The 16,069-nt window shown below is 59.1% G+C and carries 19 protein-coding genes and 1 tRNA gene; 15 read left to right on the forward strand and 5 right to left on the reverse strand.

Annotated features, from left to right (window positions below):
- The first annotated feature begins 53 nt into the window (after nt 1–53).
- The gene (locus V9L13_RS27630) at nt 54–308 is read left to right on the forward strand and encodes a succinate dehydrogenase assembly factor 2 (RefSeq protein WP_003222550.1); all 255 of its coding nucleotides are present in this window, start codon (nt 54–56) and stop codon (nt 306–308) included.
- A complete protein-coding gene (locus tag V9L13_RS27635) occupies nt 292–744 on the forward strand; it encodes a protein YgfX (protein ID WP_338801041.1) in 453 nt (150 codons plus the stop codon). The genes V9L13_RS27630 and V9L13_RS27635 overlap by 17 nt, the downstream gene beginning before the upstream one ends.
- Here the strand turns inward: V9L13_RS27635 and nadB are convergent.
- Nucleotides 713–2,329, reverse strand: a complete 1,617-nt coding sequence (gene nadB / locus V9L13_RS27640; RefSeq protein ID WP_003222555.1) for an L-aspartate oxidase — start codon at nt 2,327–2,329, stop codon at nt 713–715. The genes V9L13_RS27635 and nadB overlap by 32 nt on opposite strands.
- 557 nt (nt 2,330–2,886) lie before the next feature.
- Between nadB and rpoE the strand changes: the two genes are divergently transcribed.
- The 4 genes from rpoE (at nt 2,887) to V9L13_RS27660 (ending at nt 6,698) form a co-directional block, all read left to right on the forward strand.
- Nucleotides 2,887–3,468 carry an RNA polymerase sigma factor RpoE gene (rpoE, locus tag V9L13_RS27645; protein WP_003172477.1) on the forward strand — a complete coding sequence of 194 codons (582 nt, stop codon included), beginning with the start codon at nt 2,887–2,889 and terminating at the stop codon, nt 3,466–3,468.
- A 30-nt stretch (nt 3,469–3,498) separates the two neighbouring features.
- The gene (locus V9L13_RS27650) at nt 3,499–4,086 is read left to right on the forward strand and encodes an RseA family anti-sigma factor (protein ID WP_003222558.1); all 588 of its coding nucleotides are present in this window, start codon (nt 3,499–3,501) and stop codon (nt 4,084–4,086) included.
- Nucleotides 4,087–4,094: 8 nt separating this feature from the next.
- Nucleotides 4,095–5,057: a MucB/RseB C-terminal domain-containing protein gene (locus tag V9L13_RS27655; protein ID WP_103519702.1), complete on the forward strand. Its 963-nt coding sequence runs from the start codon at nt 4,095–4,097 to the stop codon at nt 5,055–5,057.
- 210 nt (nt 5,058–5,267) lie between these two features.
- Nucleotides 5,268–6,698: a DegQ family serine endoprotease gene (locus V9L13_RS27660; protein WP_003222562.1), complete on the forward strand. Its 1,431-nt coding sequence runs from the start codon at nt 5,268–5,270 to the stop codon at nt 6,696–6,698.
- A gap of 79 nt (nt 6,699–6,777) precedes the next feature.
- Here V9L13_RS27660 and V9L13_RS27665 read toward each other — a convergent pair whose 3' ends face one another.
- The gene (locus V9L13_RS27665) at nt 6,778–8,211 is read right to left on the reverse strand and encodes a M48 family metalloprotease (protein WP_003222564.1); all 1,434 of its coding nucleotides are present in this window, start codon (nt 8,209–8,211) and stop codon (nt 6,778–6,780) included.
- Nucleotides 8,212–8,309: 98 nt separating this feature from the next.
- On the opposite strand from V9L13_RS27665, the gene V9L13_RS27670 reads away from it, so the two are divergent.
- Nucleotides 8,310–8,549: a sulfurtransferase TusA family protein gene (locus tag V9L13_RS27670; protein WP_003222566.1), complete on the forward strand. Its 240-nt coding sequence runs from the start codon at nt 8,310–8,312 to the stop codon at nt 8,547–8,549.
- Between the two features lie 32 nt (nt 8,550–8,581).
- Nucleotides 8,582–9,652 carry an AI-2E family transporter gene (locus V9L13_RS27675; protein ID WP_003222568.1) on the forward strand — a complete coding sequence of 357 codons (1,071 nt, stop codon included), beginning with the start codon at nt 8,582–8,584 and terminating at the stop codon, nt 9,650–9,652.
- A 121-nt stretch (nt 9,653–9,773) separates the two neighbouring features.
- On the opposite strand, the gene V9L13_RS27680 is transcribed toward V9L13_RS27675, so the two are convergent.
- Nucleotides 9,774–10,247: a peroxiredoxin gene (locus V9L13_RS27680; RefSeq protein WP_338801042.1), complete on the reverse strand. Its 474-nt coding sequence runs from the start codon at nt 10,245–10,247 to the stop codon at nt 9,774–9,776.
- 10 nt (nt 10,248–10,257) lie between these two features.
- Nucleotides 10,258–10,818 (reverse strand): glycine cleavage system protein R, encoded by a 561-nt coding sequence (locus V9L13_RS27685; RefSeq protein WP_003222572.1) that lies wholly within the window; start codon nt 10,816–10,818, stop codon nt 10,258–10,260.
- A 325-nt stretch (nt 10,819–11,143) separates the two neighbouring features.
- On the opposite strand from V9L13_RS27685, the gene dapA reads away from it, so the two are divergent.
- The 7 genes from dapA to V9L13_RS27720 all read left to right on the forward strand — a co-directional run bounded on the left by dapA (nt 11,144) and on the right by V9L13_RS27720 (nt 15,684).
- Complete coding sequence (gene dapA / locus V9L13_RS27690; protein ID WP_103485629.1) at nt 11,144–12,022, forward strand: 4-hydroxy-tetrahydrodipicolinate synthase; 879 nt, start codon at nt 11,144–11,146, stop codon at nt 12,020–12,022.
- A 17-nt stretch (nt 12,023–12,039) separates the two neighbouring features.
- Nucleotides 12,040–13,155, forward strand: coding sequence for an outer membrane protein assembly factor BamC (gene bamC, locus V9L13_RS27695; protein ID WP_003222574.1), 1,116 nt, complete (start codon nt 12,040–12,042; stop codon nt 13,153–13,155).
- Between the two features lie 4 nt (nt 13,156–13,159).
- The gene (locus V9L13_RS27700; RefSeq protein WP_102354439.1) at nt 13,160–13,921 is read left to right on the forward strand and encodes an MBL fold metallo-hydrolase; all 762 of its coding nucleotides are present in this window, start codon (nt 13,160–13,162) and stop codon (nt 13,919–13,921) included.
- 28 nt (nt 13,922–13,949) lie between these two features.
- Nucleotides 13,950–14,663 (forward strand): phosphoribosylaminoimidazolesuccinocarboxamide synthase, encoded by a 714-nt coding sequence (purC, locus tag V9L13_RS27705; RefSeq protein WP_003222578.1) that lies wholly within the window; start codon nt 13,950–13,952, stop codon nt 14,661–14,663.
- Between the two features lie 84 nt (nt 14,664–14,747).
- A tRNA-Ser gene (locus V9L13_RS27710) sits at nt 14,748–14,837 on the forward strand.
- 197 nt (nt 14,838–15,034) lie between these two features.
- On the forward strand, nt 15,035–15,355 hold the full coding sequence (locus V9L13_RS27715) for a type II toxin-antitoxin system HicA family toxin (protein ID WP_338801043.1): 321 nt from the start codon (nt 15,035–15,037) through the stop codon (nt 15,353–15,355).
- Entirely contained in the window at nt 15,352–15,684 is a 333-nt protein-coding gene (locus tag V9L13_RS27720) for a type II toxin-antitoxin system HicB family antitoxin (protein ID WP_338801044.1), read from the forward strand. The genes V9L13_RS27715 and V9L13_RS27720 overlap by 4 nt, the downstream gene beginning before the upstream one ends.
- Nucleotides 15,685–15,808: 124 nt before the next feature.
- Here V9L13_RS27720 and V9L13_RS27725 read toward each other — a convergent pair whose 3' ends face one another.
- A complete protein-coding gene (locus tag V9L13_RS27725; RefSeq protein WP_003222579.1) occupies nt 15,809–16,015 on the reverse strand; it encodes a hypothetical protein in 207 nt (68 codons plus the stop codon).
- Nucleotides 16,016–16,069 lie beyond the last annotated feature (54 nt).

Raw genomic sequence — 16,069 nt, forward strand, 5'->3', positions numbered from 1 at the left:
CTGTGCGACCCGCGTCGGGGCTGTATACTGCGCGCCTATTTGAGGAGGGCTCCATGGTCGAACAAGTTGAACTCAATCGCCTCTTCTGGCACAGCCGCCGTGGCATGCTGGAACTTGACGTGCTGCTGGTGCCGTTCGTGAAAGAGGTCTATCCGCACCTCAACCAGGTCGATCGCGACTTGTATGTCCGTCTGCTGACCTGTGAGGATCAGGACATGTTCGGCTGGTTCATGGAGCGCAGCGAGTCCGAAGACCCTGAGCTGCAGCGCATGGTGCGGATGATCCTGGACCGTGTTCAGCCCAAATAACACGTTCGAATGCCGCTGGCATGCCTCACGGCAGTTGCTGGCGGCGTATCTGTTGGCCCAGGCGTTCGCTTTGGGTGCCTTGTTTCTCCTGTCGATTCCACTCTGGGCCAGTCTGCTCGGGGCTTTCGCCTGTCTGCTGCACGGCGCGTGGGTGGTGTCACGGCAGATTCTGCTGAGGCATCCGCAGGCTTTTTGCGGATTGCGCCGCGACGCCGATGGCTGGCAGCTGTGGAATCAGGCGGGTGGCTGGCAAGCGGTCCAGCTGCGTCCCGACAGCCTGGCGTTGCCACTGATTGTGGTGCTGCGTTTTCGTTTGCGCGGGGAGCGGCGGGTGCGCTCGATCTGTGTGCCGCGAGACTCGCAGGCAGCCGATGTGCATCGACGCCTGCGGGTACGGCTCAAGTTCAGCCGGCGTAGGTGGGCGGCACCAGAATAGTGTCGAGCGCCTCGGGCAGCAGGTTCGGGTAGTCGAGGGTGTAATGCAGTCCACGACTTTCCTTGCGTTCCATGGCCGAGCAGATCATCAGTTCGGCAACTTGCGCCAGATTACGCAGCTCGATCAGGTCGCGGCTGACTTTATAGTTGCTGTAGAACTCGTCGATCTCGTCCAGTAACAGACGCACGCGGTGCTGGGCCCGTTGCAGGCGCTTGTTGGTGCGCACAATACCTACGTAGTCCCACATGAACCGACGCAGCTCGTCCCAGTTGTGGGCGATGATCACGTCTTCGTCGGAATCGGTCACCTGGCTGGCGTCCCACTCGGGCAGGGCGTTCGGCGCGGCGACGTCATCCAGTTGCGCAAGAATGTCCGCTGCCGCCGAGCGGGCATAGACGAAACATTCGAGCAGCGAGTTGCTGGCCATGCGGTTGGCACCATGCAGACCGGTGAAGCTGGTTTCGCCGATCGCGTACAGCCCCGGGACGTCGGTACGACCGTGCTGGTCGACCATCACCCCACCACAGGTGTAGTGCGCCGCCGGTACGACCGGGATCGGTTGCTTGGTGATGTCGATGCCGAAACCCAGGCAACGTTCGTAGACGGTCGGGAAGTGGCTTTTGATGAACGCTTCAGGCTTGTGGCTGATATCGAGATAGACGCAGTCGACGCCCAGGCGCTTCATTTCATGGTCGATGGCCCGGGCGACGATGTCGCGTGGCGCCAGTTCGGCACGTTTATCGAAACGCGGCATGAAACGTTCGCCGTTGGGCAGCTTCAGGTGCGCGCCTTCGCCACGTAGTGCTTCTGTGATCAGGAAACTCTTGGCCTGCGGGTGATACAGGCAAGTGGGGTGGAACTGATTGAATTCCAGGTTCGCCACCCGGCAACCGGAGCGCCAGGCCATGGCGATGCCGTCACCGCAGGCGCCGTCGGGATTGCTGGTATAGAGGTAGACCTTGGCTGCACCACCGGACGCGAGGATCACGAAGCGTGCGCCGTAGGTGTCGACTTCGCCGGTCGCGCGATTGAGCACATAGGCGCCGAGGCAGCGCTCGCCGTCCATGCCCAGACGGCGTTCGGTGATCAGATCAACGGCAACCCGTTGCTCAAGCAACTCGATATTGGCGCGCTCTCTGGCCTGGGCGAGGAGGGTGGTGAAAATCGCTGCACCGGTCGCATCGGCTGCGTGGATGATGCGTCGATGGCTGTGACCGCCTTCACGGGTCAGGTGGAATTCGAAACCGCCGTCTTCGGTCCCGGACTGTTCGTCGCGGGTGAAGGGCACACCCTGGTCGATCAGCCACTGGATGGCTTCGCGGCTGTGCTCGACGGTGAAGCGCACCGCGTCTTCATGGCACAGACCGCCGCCGGCGTTGAGGGTGTCGTCGACGTGGGATTCGACAGTATCGGTATCGTCCAGCACGGCAGCGACACCGCCCTGAGCCCAATAGGTCGAGCCGTTGGCCAGATCGCCTTTGCTCAATACGGCAATGCGCAAGTGACCCGGCAGGGTCAGCGCGAGACTCAAACCGGCAGCGCCGCTGCCAATGACCAGAACATCGTGTTGAAACTGTTGGCTCATTTCAGGATTCCGCTCAAAGCGACCCGGATCGGGGGTGGCGCAAGACAGCTGGATCGGCGAGTCAAGACAGCCACACAGCCCACTAGTATATAGAGGGGGGAGCGGCACAATAGCCGGGCTCGTATGGCATTGTGAAACTACTGTGACGACAAAAGCTTGACGCTTCGTCGGACGTTTTTTTCCGTCGTTTTGGGAAAAGGCGACTGTATCGAGGATGAAACAGGCTTTTTCCGCGCACGGTCGCTCAATGTCGCTTGAGCGCGGCTATAAATAATTGGAACTTTTGCCAGAGGCCCAAGATCAATAGTCCGTTGCCTGAAGCACGGGACAGTGTCGGCTTCAATGCAAAACCTGCGAATTGGGTTTTGCCGGCGAACCGATGACAAGATTATTCGCGCAGCCGGTTTATCCCGCGCTGCGTTTTTCGTGCGTGCCAAATCAGAGCCCGCAGGAAACTTGCCTGGAGGGGGAGAACTTTTGCGAAAAGCCCGAGTCTATGTTTGCAAGTCTGGTCGTTTAGTTATGCAAGCCTCCTCCATGCTTATCGAGGAGTGTTCATGCTAACCCAGGAAGAGGATCAGCAGCTGGTCGAGCGCGTTCAGCGTGGCGACAAGCGAGCTTTCGATCTGCTGGTGCTGAAATATCAGCACAAAATTCTCGGGTTGATCGTGCGTTTCGTGCACGACACCCATGAAGCCCAGGATGTGGCTCAGGAAGCCTTTATCAAGGCCTACAGAGCGCTAGGAAACTTTCGCGGAGACAGCGCGTTCTATACGTGGCTTTACCGCATTGCCATCAACACGGCAAAAAACTATCTGGTTTCACGCGGCCGCCGGCCGCCGGATAGCGATGTAAGTTCTGAAGATGCGGAGTTCTACGACGGCGATCACGGCCTCAAGGATCTCGAATCACCGGAACGCGCATTGCTGCGGGATGAGATCGAAGGCACCGTCCATCGAACCATTCAGCAACTGCCAGAGGATTTACGTACGGCTTTAACTTTACGTGAATTCGATGGTCTGAGTTACGAGGACATTGCGAGCGTCATGCAGTGTCCGGTGGGTACCGTGCGCTCCCGGATTTTCCGCGCCCGGGAGGCCATCGATAAAGCCCTGCAGCCGTTGTTGCAGGAAAACTGAGACAGCGGCGACAGCCAAGAGAGGAACGCCATGAGTCGTGAAGCCCTGCAGGAATCGCTGTCCGCAGTGATGGATAACGAAGCGGACGAACTGGAATTGCGTCGAGTGATCAATGCACTGGACGATGTTGAAACCCGTGAGACCTGGGCTCGTTATCAGATCGCTCGGGCAGCGATGCACAAGGATCTGCTACTTCCGCGTCTGGACATTGCTGCGGCAGTTTCTGCTGCGCTGGAAGACGAAACGGCTCCAGCCAAAGTATCCCGTGGCCCATGGCGCAATCTTGGCCGTCTGGCCGTTGCAGCGTCGGTGACTGTTGCGGTGCTGGCCGGTGTGCGCCTGTACAATCAGGACGAAATCGCTGGCGTCGAGCTGGCCCAGCAGTCCAATCAGCCTTCGCTGGTTGCGCCTCAGGTCAAAGGCCCGGCTGTTCTGGCAGGCTACAAGGAAAGCTCGGAAACCACAGGCCCGATGGCCAACGGCGTACTGCAAGGTCAGCCAGGCTGGCACGATCAGCGTCTGCCAGGCTATCTGCGTCAGCATGCCCAGCAGGCTGCACTGAAAGGTACTGAAAGCGCACTGCCTTATGCGCGTGCAGCAAGCATGGAAAACCGTTAAGGAGGATCATGCGCGCCATACCTCTACTTTCGCTTCTGCTTGGCGGCTGGTTCGTTGTTCCAGCCCATGCCGACGAGGCTCAGGACTGGTTGACCCGCCTGGGCCAGGCCGAGCAGCAGCAAAGCTTCCACGGCACTTTCGTATACGAGCGTAACGGTAGTTTTTCTACCCACAACATCTGGCATCGTGTCCAGAATGGCCAGGTCCGTGAGCGTTTGCTTCAGCTCGATGGCTCGGCGCAGGAAGTCGTGCGCGTTGATGGACATACTCAATGCGTCAGCGGCACCCTGATTGCGGGGTTGGGAGACTCACCCAACTCGAACGCTCGTTCGCTTGATCCCCAAAAGCTGAAAAACTGGTATGACCTTGCTGTCATCGGCAAGTCGCGCGTGGCCGGGCGTGATGCGGTCATCGTATCGCTTACGCCTCGTGACCAGCATCGCTACGGTTTCGAACTGCATCTGGATAAACAGACTGGTTTGCCACTCAAGTCGTTGCTGCTCAATGACAAGGGGCAGTTACTCGAGCGCTTCCAGTTCACCAGCCTTGATACCGCTGATGCCCCTTCTGACAAAGATCTGCAACCTGGCACCGATTGCAAGGCAATCACCCTCGACAGTGACAAGGCCTCCGCCGTGAAGACGGCCCAGGTTTGGCACTCGGACTGGCTGCCTCCGGGGTTTGTGCTGACCAGCAGTACCTCGCATAAAGACCCGGAAACCAAGACTCAGGTCAGCAGCCTGATGTATGACGACGGGCTGGCGCGGTTTTCGGTGTTTCTGGAGCCGTTGAACGGCGCGACAGTCACCGATACCCGCACACAGCTCGGGCCGACCGTCGCTGTTTCCCGCCGCCTGACCACACCTGAAGGCGAAATGATGGTGACGGTGGTCGGTGAAATACCCATTGGCACGGCCGAACGGATTGCCCTGTCGATGCGCAACGATGGCGCTGCAACCAGCAAGCAGTGAGCTGATTTCAGTCATTTCCACTTCTTCTTCGAGACGTAGATGAAATGTTTGCTCAGCATTTTCATTTGCAAATCACCCGAAAGTTTTTTATAGGTCAGAGCCTCACGGCTCTGGCCTTGTCTGTTGTTCCCGGAACAAAAATGCCGGCCCGCGGTTCCCGGTGTTCCTTGCTCCATATCGCTTAACCCTGCTCGTCGTAACGGGAGCTGTATGTCGATACTTAGCTTGAAGTCTTATCTCTCCATTTTCGCCACCGTGCTGGTGCTCGGTCAGGCTGTTCCCGCTGCCCAGGCGGCCGACTTGCCGGACTTCACCCAACTGGTTGAACAGGCCTCGCCTGCGGTGGTGAACATCAGTACCACGCAGAAGCTGCCGGATCGCAAAGTGAACCAGCAGATGCCTGACCTGGAAGGCTTGCCGCCGATGCTGCGCGAGTTCTTCGAGCGTGGCATGCCGCCTCAGCAGCGTTCGCCACGCGGTGATCGCCAGCGTGAAGCGCAATCGCTGGGTTCGGGCTTCATCATTTCCTCGGATGGCTACATCCTGACCAACAACCATGTGATTGCCGATGCCGACGAAATCCTCGTGCGTCTGGCTGATCGCAGTGAAATGAAAGCGAAGCTGATCGGCACCGACCCGCGTTCCGACGTGGCCCTGCTGAAAATCGATGGCAAGGATCTGCCGGTGCTCAAGCTCGGCAAGTCCCAGGACTTGAAGGCTGGTCAGTGGGTCGTAGCGATCGGTTCGCCGTTCGGCTTTGACCATACCGTGACTCAGGGCATCGTCAGCGCCGTCGGCCGTAGCCTGCCGAACGAAAACTACGTGCCGTTCATCCAGACCGACGTGCCGATCAACCCGGGTAACTCCGGTGGCCCGCTGTTCAACCTGAATGGTGAAGTGGTCGGGATCAACTCGCAGATCTACACCCGTTCCGGTGGTTTCATGGGTGTGTCGTTCGCCATCCCGATTGACGTAGCCATGGACGTTTCCAATCAGCTGAAAAGCGGTGGCAAGGTCAGTCGCGGTTGGCTGGGTGTGGTCATCCAGGAAGTAAACAAGGATCTGGCGGAGTCGTTCGGTCTTGATAAGCCGGCCGGTGCGCTGGTTGCGCAGATTCAGGATGACGGTCCGGCAGCCAAGGGCGGCCTGCAAGTGGGTGACGTGATCCTGAGCATGAACGGTCAGCCGATCGTCATGTCCGCCGACCTGCCACACCTGGTCGGTGCGCTGAAGGCTGGCGCCAAGGCCAACCTCGAAGTGATTCGTGACGGCAAGCGCAAGAATGTCGAGCTGACAGTCGGCGCAATTCCGGACGAAGACAAAGAGCTGGCATCGCTACCGAAATCCGGCGCGGAAAGCAGCAGCAACCGCCTCGGTGTGTCGGTGGTCGAATTGACCGATGAGCAGAAGAAAGCCTACGACCTCAAAGGCGGCGTGGTCATCAAGGACGTCCAGGATGGTCCTGCAGCCCTGATCGGTCTGCAGCCGGGTGATGTGATCACTCACCTGAACAACCAGGCCATCGGCTCCACCAAGGAGTTCGGCGAGATCGCCAAGGCGCTGCCGAAGAATCGTTCGGTGTCGATGCGCGTTCTGCGTCAAGGCCGGGCCAGCTTCATCACCTTCAAACTGGCTGAATAATCCGGTTGCGGTGAAATAAAAAACCGCCTCGAAAGAGGCGGTTTTTTTATGCCTGAAACAATGTTTCGAGGACGAAAACTCAGCCCATCATGTCCTTGATCATGCGCTCCTGCTCCATCAGCTCACGCTGGCGTGCATCGATCCGCGAGGACAGCGGGAAGTTGCTGCCAGCCTTGCGTTTGGCAAAGTCGAGCTGCTGGATCGCCTGACGATAATCACCCACCAGCGCAAAGTATTCGGCGCGAGCCTGATGCAAGCCGATGATGTTCCCTGACAAGCCACGGGTTTCGGCAACCTGATACCACACGTCCGGATCGTTCGGGCGGGATTTGAGCAGGCCTTCAAGGGCTTTCTCCGCGTCGGCGGTGCGATTCTGTTTCAGTAACAGATCGACGCGAACCTGATTCAGCGGGTAGTTGCCCGGATATTGCGTGAGCATCCGGTCAACCCGCGTTTGCGCATCCGGCAGGCGGTTGTTGGTGATGTCCAGGTCGATCTGCGCGAGGTTGTAGATGATCTCGTTCGGCGACTTGGCCAGCAACTGCTTGAGGTTCTCCCGCGCTTCATTGAGCTGAGCGCCTTTGATCTGGGCGATCGCCAGGCCATAGCGCGCCACGTCGTTTTTCGGGTTCTCGTCCAGTTGGGCGCGGAAGCGCTTGGCGCCCAGGCCCGGAGTTTCTTCATAGATCAGTTGGACGCGGGCACGAATCAACTGATAGCGCATGCTGTCTTCGATACCGCCCTGTGGTGCCTGCTCGGCGCGGTTGCGGGTGTCGGCGATACGCGATTCGGTGACCGGGTGAGTCAGCAGAAATTCCGGCGGCTTGGCGTCGAAGCGATACTGGCGCATCAGGCGCTCGAACATGGTCGGCATCGAACGCGGGTCGTAGCCGGCCTTTTCCAGATTGAGAATGCCGATGCGGTCGGCTTCCTGTTCGTTCTGGCGCGAGAAGGTGCGTTGCGATTGAATCGCCGCGGCCTGAGTGCCGGCGATGGTCGCGATCCCGGCATCACCGCCCCCGGCGGCGGCAATCACGATCCCGGCGAGCAGCGCCGCCATCATCGGCACCTGCATCCGCTGCGAAGCCTCGACGCCGCGCGCGAAGTGGCGTTGCGACAAGTGAGCCAGTTCGTGGGCCAGTACCGAAGCGTATTCGCCTTCAGTCTGCGCGTTGAGGAACAGCCCGCCGTTGACCCCGACCACGCCACCCGGCGCCGCGAAGGCGTTGAGTTGCGGGCTGTTGATCAGGATGAACTCCAGACGGCGGTCAGTCACCTGGCTGGTTTCCACCAGCTTATAGACGCTGGACTCGACGTAGTCCTTGAGTTGCGGATCGTTGAGCTGTGCAACCTGGCTGCGCAACATGGCCAGCCAGGCGCGGCCGAGCTGGTATTCCTGTTGCGGTGAGACAATGGCAGAACTGGCGTCGCCAAGTGACGGCAGATCGTCGGCAAAGCCCGGTGAGGCGAGCAGGCAAGCGAGCGTCAGCAGGGTAGGGCGCAGAAATGTCATGCACAAAGCCTTAGAAGACAAAGACCTTACTGTAGCCGGACACCGGGCTTGCGACCAGATATTCTAGGCGCCTCAACCAACTGATCCGGAGTGACGCAATGACCGACCCTGTAGCCCATGACTGTGAACTGGACGCCAGTGGTCTGAATTGCCCGTTGCCGTTGCTCAAGGCCAAAATGGAACTCAACAAGCTGCCCAGTGGCGCCGTGCTCAAGGTGATCGCCACGGATGCCGGCTCGCAGCGCGACTTCCGCACCTTTGCCCGTCTGGCCGGTCATACGCTGCTGCGCGAAGAAGACGAAGCAGGCGTCTACCGTTACTGGCTGAAAAAAGCCTGAAACCGACAGCGTAAAAGACCTAAGGATTATTGATGTTCAAAGTGTTACGCGACTGGATTCAGCGCTACTTTTCCGATGAAGAGGCGGTGGTGCTGGCGGTGCTGCTGTTTCTCGCCTTTACCGCGGTGCTTACCCTCGGAGGGATGCTCGCGCCGGTATTGGCTGGGATGGTGCTGGCGTATCTGATGCAGGGGCTGGTGCTCGCTCTTGAGCGCATGCGCTTGCCTGGTGCGGCGGCGGTGGGGCTGGTGTTCGCGCTGTTCATGGGCGTGTTGCTGGTGTTCATCGTGGTGGTCTTGCCGCTGCTGTGGCATCAGTTGATCACGCTGTTCAACGAACTTCCGGGCATGCTCGCCAAGTGGCAGTCGCTGCTGTTGCTGCTGCCGGAGCGCTATCCGCATCTGGTCTCCGACGAGCAGGTACTGCAGGCCATCGAAGCGGCGCGTGGCGAGATCGGCAAGTTCGGCCAATGGGCGCTGACCTTCTCGCTGTCGAGCCTGCCGCTGCTGGTCAACATCATGATCTATCTGGTGCTGGTACCGATCCTGGTGTTCTTCTTCCTCAAGGATCGGGCCATGATCGGCGAGTGGGTGCGCGGCTATCTGCCCCGTGAGCGGGCGCTGATCACCCGCGTGGCGCAGGAAATGAATCGGCAGATCGCCAATTACATTCGCGGCAAGGTCATCGAGATCGTGATCTGTGGCGGTGTGACCTATATCGCGTTCGTCGCCCTTGGCCTTAACTATGCGGCGCTGCTGGCGTTGCTGGTCGGGGTGTCAGTGGTGGTGCCGTACGTCGGCGCGGTGGTGGTGACCGTGCCGGTGCTGCTGATTGCCTTGTTCCAGTGGGGCTGGAGCGATCAGTTCATCTATCTGATGGCGGTCTACGGGATCATTCAGACCCTGGATGGCAACGTGCTGGTGCCGTTGCTGTTTTCCGAGGCGGTCAACCTGCACCCGGTGGCGATCATCTGCGCGGTGCTGTTGTTTGGCGGGCTATGGGGATTCTGGGGGGTGTTCTTCGCGATTCCGCTGGCGACGCTGTTCAAGGCAGTGCTGGATGCGTGGCCGCGCAAGGAGCCGGTTGTAGCTCCGTTACTTTAAAACCGGATTATTCGTTGAGGCTTATGGCCCCTTCGCGAGCAAGCCCGCTCCCACAGTTGACCGAGGTCTATGTGGGAGCGGGCTTGCTCGCGAAAGCGTCAGTGAAAACGACGCAGAAATGTCAGGCCTTATTCAGGGCCTGAGCCGCAGCCAGCACCGCATCAACATGCCCCGGCACTTTCACGCCGCGCCATTCCTGACGCAGCACCCCGTTCTTGTCGATCAGGAACGTGCTGCGATCAACGCCCAGGTATTCCTTGCCGTACAGCTTCTTCAGCTTGATCACGTCGAACAGTTGGCAGACGGCTTCATCCTTGTCGCTGATCAGCTCGAACGGGAATTCCTGCTTGCACTTGAAGTTCTCGTGGGATTTCAGGCTGTCGCGGGAAATACCGAAGATTTCCGTGTTGGCAGCCTGGAACGCCGTGTACTGGTCACGAAAACCCTGGCCTTCGGTGGTGCAACCCGGGGTGCTGTCCTTCGGATAGAAGTAGATCACCACTTGCTTGCCCTTCAGGGCGGACAGGCTGACGGTCTGCCCGCTGGTGGCAGGTGCTTCGAAATCCGCAACCGGTTGGTCGATGACAACGGCCATGAAAGCTTCCTTACATTGGGTTTTGTGGGCGCCAGGGTTCGATCAGCGCGTCCAGGTTCATTGCGTCGGCGAAGTCCAGGAACTGGTCGCGCAGCCAGCTGATCTGGGTGCCGGCCGGCAGCGTCACAGTGAATGTGGCATTGAGCATGGTGCCGCCGGTCTGCGGCGCCTGATAGGTATCGCAGGTCAGGTTTTCCAGCTCGACGTTGTGATCCATGAAGAACTGGCACAGCTCGTTGATGATGTCCGGGCGATACGCCGAGCTGACATAGGCCACGTACGGCAGGGCCTGTGGGCGATTTTCCAGCGCGGCACTGCGCACCACGTTGACGGTAAAGGCGTGGCGCTTGGCCAGGCCCGACAGGCTGCCTTCGAGACGGGCCAGGGCGTCCCAGCTGCCGGAGATTTCCAGCACCAGGGCGCTGCATTCGCCATGGCGAGTCAGACGGGAGGTGACGACGGCGCAGCGATTTTCATGGCTGGCGCGGCACAGGACGTTAGTCAGCTCCATGGGGTTGGCGCCAAGGGCACTGATGACAAGGAATTGTTCGCGAACTGTGGGGGTGGACATGCAGCATTCCTAAAGCGATGAGCGGTCGGTAGGTCGATGGGCGTTGGCCGTCGGGATGCGTCTGCGCGTGCCGATTCAGAAAGCCCCGGGCCATGGCTCGCAATTCGCTCCAATATAGGCAGAGCGTGCAGCAGCGACACTGGAACGGGGCCTGGGTGGCCGACAGGGGAGGCTGGAGCCCGACGTACAAGCTGATCTGTACCGATCAAAGTCTGAAGGGTAGCGAAAACCGACGCCAAGGGGAATGGCGGCGCAGTACTTCGCTTGTGCAAGCATCTTGGCGCCAGTACCATTACCGCTCTCTTTTTCCGGCAGGAGCGTTTTCATGATTCGGGGCAGTATGGTGGCACTGGTCACACCCATGGATGCACAAGGGCGTCTTGACTGGGACAGCCTCCGAAAACTCGTGGACTTCCACCTTGAAAACGGCACCCATGCCATTGTCGCGGTCGGTACCACCGGCGAGTCGGCAACCCTTGATGTAGAAGAACACATCGCCGTCATCAAAGCCGTGGTCAAACAGGTTGCCGGCCGTATTCCGGTGATCGCCGGTACCGGCGCCAATTCGACCCGCGAAGCCGTCGAACTGACCCGCAACGCCAAGGAAGCCGGCGCCGACGCCTGCCTGCTGGTGGTTCCGTACTACAACAAGCCGACTCAGGAAGGCCTGTACCAGCACTTCAAGCACATTGCCGAAGCGGTCGACATTCCCCAGATTCTCTACAACGTTCCCGGCCGCACCTCCTGCGACATGCAGGCCGAGACCGTGATTCGCCTGTCCACCGTGCCGAACATCATCGGCATCAAGGAAGCCACCGGCGACCTGAAACGCGCCAAAGCCATCATCGACGGCGTGAGCAAGGACTTCATCGTGCTGTCCGGCGATGATCCGACTGCGGTCGAGCTGATCCTGCTGGGCGGCAAAGGCAATATCTCCGTGACCGCCAACGTCGCCCCGCGCGAAATGGCTGATCTGTGCGAGGCTGCGCTGAATGGCGACGCCGACACCGCACGGGCAATCAACGAAAAACTGATGCCGCTGCACAAGGACCTGTTCATCGAAGCCAACCCGATTCCGGTGAAGTGGGCTTTGGTTGAAATGGGCCTGATGCACGAAGGCATCCGCTTGCCGCTGACCTGGCTGAGCGCTCCTTGTCATGAAACGCTTCGCACGGCCCTGCGCCAGTGCAGCGTCCTGGTTTAATTGAGGAAGTACAACGCATGAAGCGAATGGCCGGACTTTCCGCACTTGCCTTGATTATCTCCAGCACCAGTGGCTGCGGATGGGTCTGGGGCCCGGAAGGTTATTTCCGTGACCGTGGTAGCGATTACCTGGAAGCGCAACAGACTCCACCGATGCAACTGCCACCGAATGTCAGCACCTCCAAGCGTCTGGATCCGCTGTTGCCGATCCCGCGCAACGTGGCTGATGACACCGCCAAGGGCGAGTACGTGGTGCCGCGTCCACAACCGCTGTCGGCGATTGCCGACGCGACCGACTACTCGTTGCAGAAGAGCGGCGACTCGCGTTGGGTCATGGCCCAGCATCAGCCGGCCGAAGTCTGGCCAGTGGCGGTGCAGTTCTTCCAGGACAACGGTTTCCGTCTGGATGAACAGCGCCCGCAAACCGGCGAGTTCACGACTAAATGGCAGCATTCCGACGAACTGTCCGCCGCCATGGCCAAGCGCCTGAGCGCAGCCGGTGTCGGTGCCGACAGCGAAACCCGCGTGCGGGTGCGTATCGAGCCAGGCGTGCAGCGCAACACCAGTGAAATCTACGTGGTCAGCGCCGAGCGTCCTGCCGGCAGCACCGCCGATGTCGATTTCACCAACCGTTCGGTCAACACTGGCCTGGACGCTGCGCTGGTCGACGACATGCTCGCGAGCATGAGCCGGATCTCCGAGAAGGGCGGTTCGGTGTCGATGCTGGCTTCGCGTGACTTCGATACCCCAAGCCGTGTCAGCCTCAGCGAAGACGGTAGCGGCAACCCGGTACTGAACGTCGGTCCGGACCTGGATCGTGCCTGGTCGAGCGTCGGTCGTGCGCTGGAGCAAGGTCAGTGGCGCGTTGAAGACATCAACCGCAGCCTGGGCCTGTACTACATCAACCTGGCCGAAAAAGCCGAGAAGAAAGACGACAAGCCTGGTTTCTTCAGCAGCCTGTTCGGCAGTGCGCCGACCAAGGAAGAAGTTGAAGCCCGCGCCGAGCGTTATCAGGTTCGCCTGAGCAAGGTCGGTGAAAACGTTCAGGTGACCGTCGAGAAGAACATCAACACCGTTGCGCCTGCCGATGTGGCACGCAAAGTGTTGAGCGTGATTCAGGACAATCTGGGCTGATCACATGCGCTTTGCCGTTCTCGGCAGCGGTAGCCAAGGGAACGGCACGCTGATCGCCAGCGCTGATACGTATGTGCTGGTGGATTGTGGTTTTTCCCTGCGGGAAACCGAAAAACGCCTGTTGCGCCTGGGTGTGAACCCGGCGCAACTGAGCGCGATACTCGTAACCCACGAACATGCCGACCACGTGCATGGCGTGGGTTTGCTGTCTCGGCGCTACAATCTTCCGGTCTACCTCAGTCGCGGCACACTGCGCGGGATGCGCAAACCGATCGAACCCGCAGGCTTTCTGGCCGGCGGCGAGCAGCTGCAGATCGGCGCACTGAACATCGGGGTCATTGCCGTGGCCCATGATGCGCAAGAGCCGACACAGTATGTATTCAGTGATAACGAGCAGCGGCGCTTCGGCCTGCTGACCGACCTGGGTTCCTACTGCGAGCGGGTGCTGGACGGCTATCGGGATCTCGATGCGTTGATGATCGAGTCCAACCACTGTCGCGACATGCTGGCTCGTGGTCACTATCCGTACTTTCTCAAGCAACGGGTGGGCGGCGAGCTGGGACATTTGAACAACCATCAGGCGGCATTCCTGGTGGCCGAGTTGGGGTGGCAGGGCTTGCAGCATCTGGTTCTCGCCCACCTGAGCAGCAAGAACAACCTGCCGCAGCTGGCCCGGCAATGTTTCGTCGACACCCTCGGGTGCGACCCGGACTGGCTGCAACTGGCCGATCAAGATTCAGGGCTCGACTGGCGCCATATCGCCTAGCCCATCTACTTAGCAAGCGGAGCCCATCATGGAAAAACGTGAAGAACTCTACCGCGGCAAAGCCAAATCGGTTTACAAGACCGACGACGCTGACCGCTTGATCCTGCTGTTTCGCAACGACACATCAGCGTTCGACGGCAAGCGCATCGAGCAGCTCGACCGCAAAGGCATGGTGAACAACAAGTTCAACGCCTTCATCATGCAGAAACTCGAAGCGGCCGGCATTCCGACCCAATTCGACAAACTGCTGGGCGACAACGAGTGCCTGGTGAAGAAACTCGACATGATCCCGGTCGAGTGCGTCGTGCGTAACTACGCCGCCGGCAGCCTGGTAAAACGCCTGGGCGTCGAAGAGGGCATGAAGCTCAACCCGTACACCTTCGAACTGTTCCTGAAGGACGACGCCAAGGGCGACCCGTTCATCAACGAATCCCACGTCGTGGCATTCGGCTGGGGCACCGCCGAGCAACTGGCGCGCATGAAAGAACTGTCGCTCAAGGTCAACGAAGTCCTGAGCAAACTGTTCGACGACGCCGGCCTGCTGTTGGTCGATTTCAAGCTTGAGTTCGGCGTGTTCAGCGACGGCTCGATCGTCCTGGGCGACGAGTTCAGCCCGGACGGCTGCCGTCTGTGGGACAAGGACACCAAGAAGAAAATGGACAAGGACCGCTTCCGCCAGGGCCTCGGTGACGTCATCGAAGCCTACGAAGAAGTCGCCAAGCGTCTGGGTGTACCGCTTTAATCGACGCAAGCATCTGATAGCACGGAGAAAATTTGCGAAAGAGGGTTTGCTTTCCGCAGAAGTGTTGTTATGATGCGCGCCGTTGGAGAGATGCCAGAGTGGCCGAATGGGACGGATTCGAAATCCGTTGTACCTTCACCGGTACCTAGGGTTCGAATCCCTATCTCTCCGCCATACATAGAAAAAGCCCCGTAGCTGAGAAGCTGCGGGGCTTTTTTGTTTCTGCTCGCTTGAGTAGTGAGCAAATCCTGTCGCCGGAACCCGAGGTTGAAAAGTCGATAATCGAACGTAGGTCGATTTATACCTGTTCGTACGTAACTCTCGGAGTCTGCCTACAGCTCTATTTCAAATCACTCCCTATCCTGATTTGCGTGCCCGATATACACCGGAATCAGGACAAAAAGACGCCGCTTTTCAAGCCTGGAGAGCGGCGTTGTCCGTTTATTCAAGGGGCGCTTCATGGATCAGCGATTATTTCACGACCCACCCCCGCTACATTGGAATGGGCGCGCATCGAGTCTCTTTTCAACGCGCTCGGGGCCAAAACCGTGGAGGGCAATGGATCGAGAGTTCGGTTTGAATTGAGAGGCGTGGTCGCCACGCTCCACCGGCCTCACCCGGATAAAGAAGCAAAGCCCTATCAGGTTCGTGATGCTCGGGCTTTTCTTGACCAAGCAGGAGTCACTCCATGAATGTGATGAATTACAACGGGTATGCCGCTCGAATTGAATACAGCGATGAAGATGGTCTTTTTGTTGGCCATATCGCAGGGATCAAGGACGTCGTAGGTTTCCATGGCGAATCTGTAGAAGAGCTTCGGTCAGCATTTGAAGAGGCTGTTACTGACTATCTGGAGACTTGCGCCAAATTGGGTCGAGCCCCGCAAAAGCCTTATTCGGGCAACCTCAGTCTGCGTTTGGCGCCAGCTCTTCATGCGACTGTTGCCGTAAAAGCGCAATTGGCTCAAAAGAGCATCAATCAGTGGGTTGCGGATGTTCTTGACCGAGAGGCCCACGCCTAGCTTGATTCTGGTAACGACAAGGTCTTATGTACGTCGTTCCCGAACAGAGCAAATAGCCCCGTAGCTGTGAAGCTGCGGGGCATTTTTGTTTCTGCGGTTTTTATCGAGCACCCGCCTCAGTCACTCACGGCTGCGAGTGCCCCAGCTTCTGTTTGATCAGGTCATACACTTGCTTGTGCGTCGAATTGCGCAGCGTGTTGTCCTTGCAAGCCGAGGCCAGGAAGGTTTTCACTTCGTCCCTGGCGTGCGGATAGAGGCTGGCGACGTAGTCGGCTTCGTGCGTTTGGGTGCAGTTGAAGTGCTTGTCGTCTTTCGCTTTGTCCCTAGCCATGGTGCGGCTCCTTTTTTGAGTTGAATGGCATGTGGCGGAACAGGGCTGGATCGC

The sequence above is a fragment of the Pseudomonas sp. RSB 5.4 genome, assembly GCF_037126175.1.
Lineage (GTDB): Bacteria > Pseudomonadota > Gammaproteobacteria > Pseudomonadales > Pseudomonadaceae > Aquipseudomonas > Aquipseudomonas fluorescens_H.

What these genes read in the sequence shown, in the direction of transcription:
- V9L13_RS27680 (WP_338801042.1), bottom strand. Translation starts at nt 10,247, where the DNA reads ATGGCCGTTGTCATCGACCAACCGGTTGCGGATTTCGAAGCACCTGCC.
- V9L13_RS27725 (WP_003222579.1), bottom strand. Translation starts at nt 16,015, where the DNA reads ATGGCTAGGGACAAAGCGAAAGACGACAAGCACTTCAACTGCACCCAA.
- purC (WP_003222578.1), top strand. Translation starts at nt 13,950, where the DNA reads ATGGAAAAACGTGAAGAACTCTACCGCGGCAAAGCCAAATCGGTTTAC.
- V9L13_RS27720 (WP_338801044.1), top strand. Translation starts at nt 15,352, where the DNA reads ATGAATGTGATGAATTACAACGGGTATGCCGCTCGAATTGAATACAGC.
- V9L13_RS27675 (WP_003222568.1), top strand. Translation starts at nt 8,582, where the DNA reads ATGTTCAAAGTGTTACGCGACTGGATTCAGCGCTACTTTTCCGATGAA.
- V9L13_RS27630 (WP_003222550.1), top strand. Translation starts at nt 54, where the DNA reads ATGGTCGAACAAGTTGAACTCAATCGCCTCTTCTGGCACAGCCGCCGT.
- bamC (WP_003222574.1), top strand. Translation starts at nt 12,040, where the DNA reads ATGAAGCGAATGGCCGGACTTTCCGCACTTGCCTTGATTATCTCCAGC.
- dapA (WP_103485629.1), top strand. Translation starts at nt 11,144, where the DNA reads ATGATTCGGGGCAGTATGGTGGCACTGGTCACACCCATGGATGCACAA.
- nadB (WP_003222555.1), bottom strand. Translation starts at nt 2,329, where the DNA reads ATGAGCCAACAGTTTCAACACGATGTTCTGGTCATTGGCAGCGGCGCT.
- rpoE (WP_003172477.1), top strand. Translation starts at nt 2,887, where the DNA reads ATGCTAACCCAGGAAGAGGATCAGCAGCTGGTCGAGCGCGTTCAGCGT.
- V9L13_RS27665 (WP_003222564.1), bottom strand. Translation starts at nt 8,211, where the DNA reads ATGACATTTCTGCGCCCTACCCTGCTGACGCTCGCTTGCCTGCTCGCC.
- V9L13_RS27660 (WP_003222562.1), top strand. Translation starts at nt 5,268, where the DNA reads ATGTCGATACTTAGCTTGAAGTCTTATCTCTCCATTTTCGCCACCGTG.
- V9L13_RS27685 (WP_003222572.1), bottom strand. Translation starts at nt 10,818, where the DNA reads ATGTCCACCCCCACAGTTCGCGAACAATTCCTTGTCATCAGTGCCCTT.
- V9L13_RS27655 (WP_103519702.1), top strand. Translation starts at nt 4,095, where the DNA reads ATGCGCGCCATACCTCTACTTTCGCTTCTGCTTGGCGGCTGGTTCGTT.
- V9L13_RS27650 (WP_003222558.1), top strand. Translation starts at nt 3,499, where the DNA reads ATGAGTCGTGAAGCCCTGCAGGAATCGCTGTCCGCAGTGATGGATAAC.
- V9L13_RS27700 (WP_102354439.1), top strand. Translation starts at nt 13,160, where the DNA reads ATGCGCTTTGCCGTTCTCGGCAGCGGTAGCCAAGGGAACGGCACGCTG.
- V9L13_RS27670 (WP_003222566.1), top strand. Translation starts at nt 8,310, where the DNA reads ATGACCGACCCTGTAGCCCATGACTGTGAACTGGACGCCAGTGGTCTG.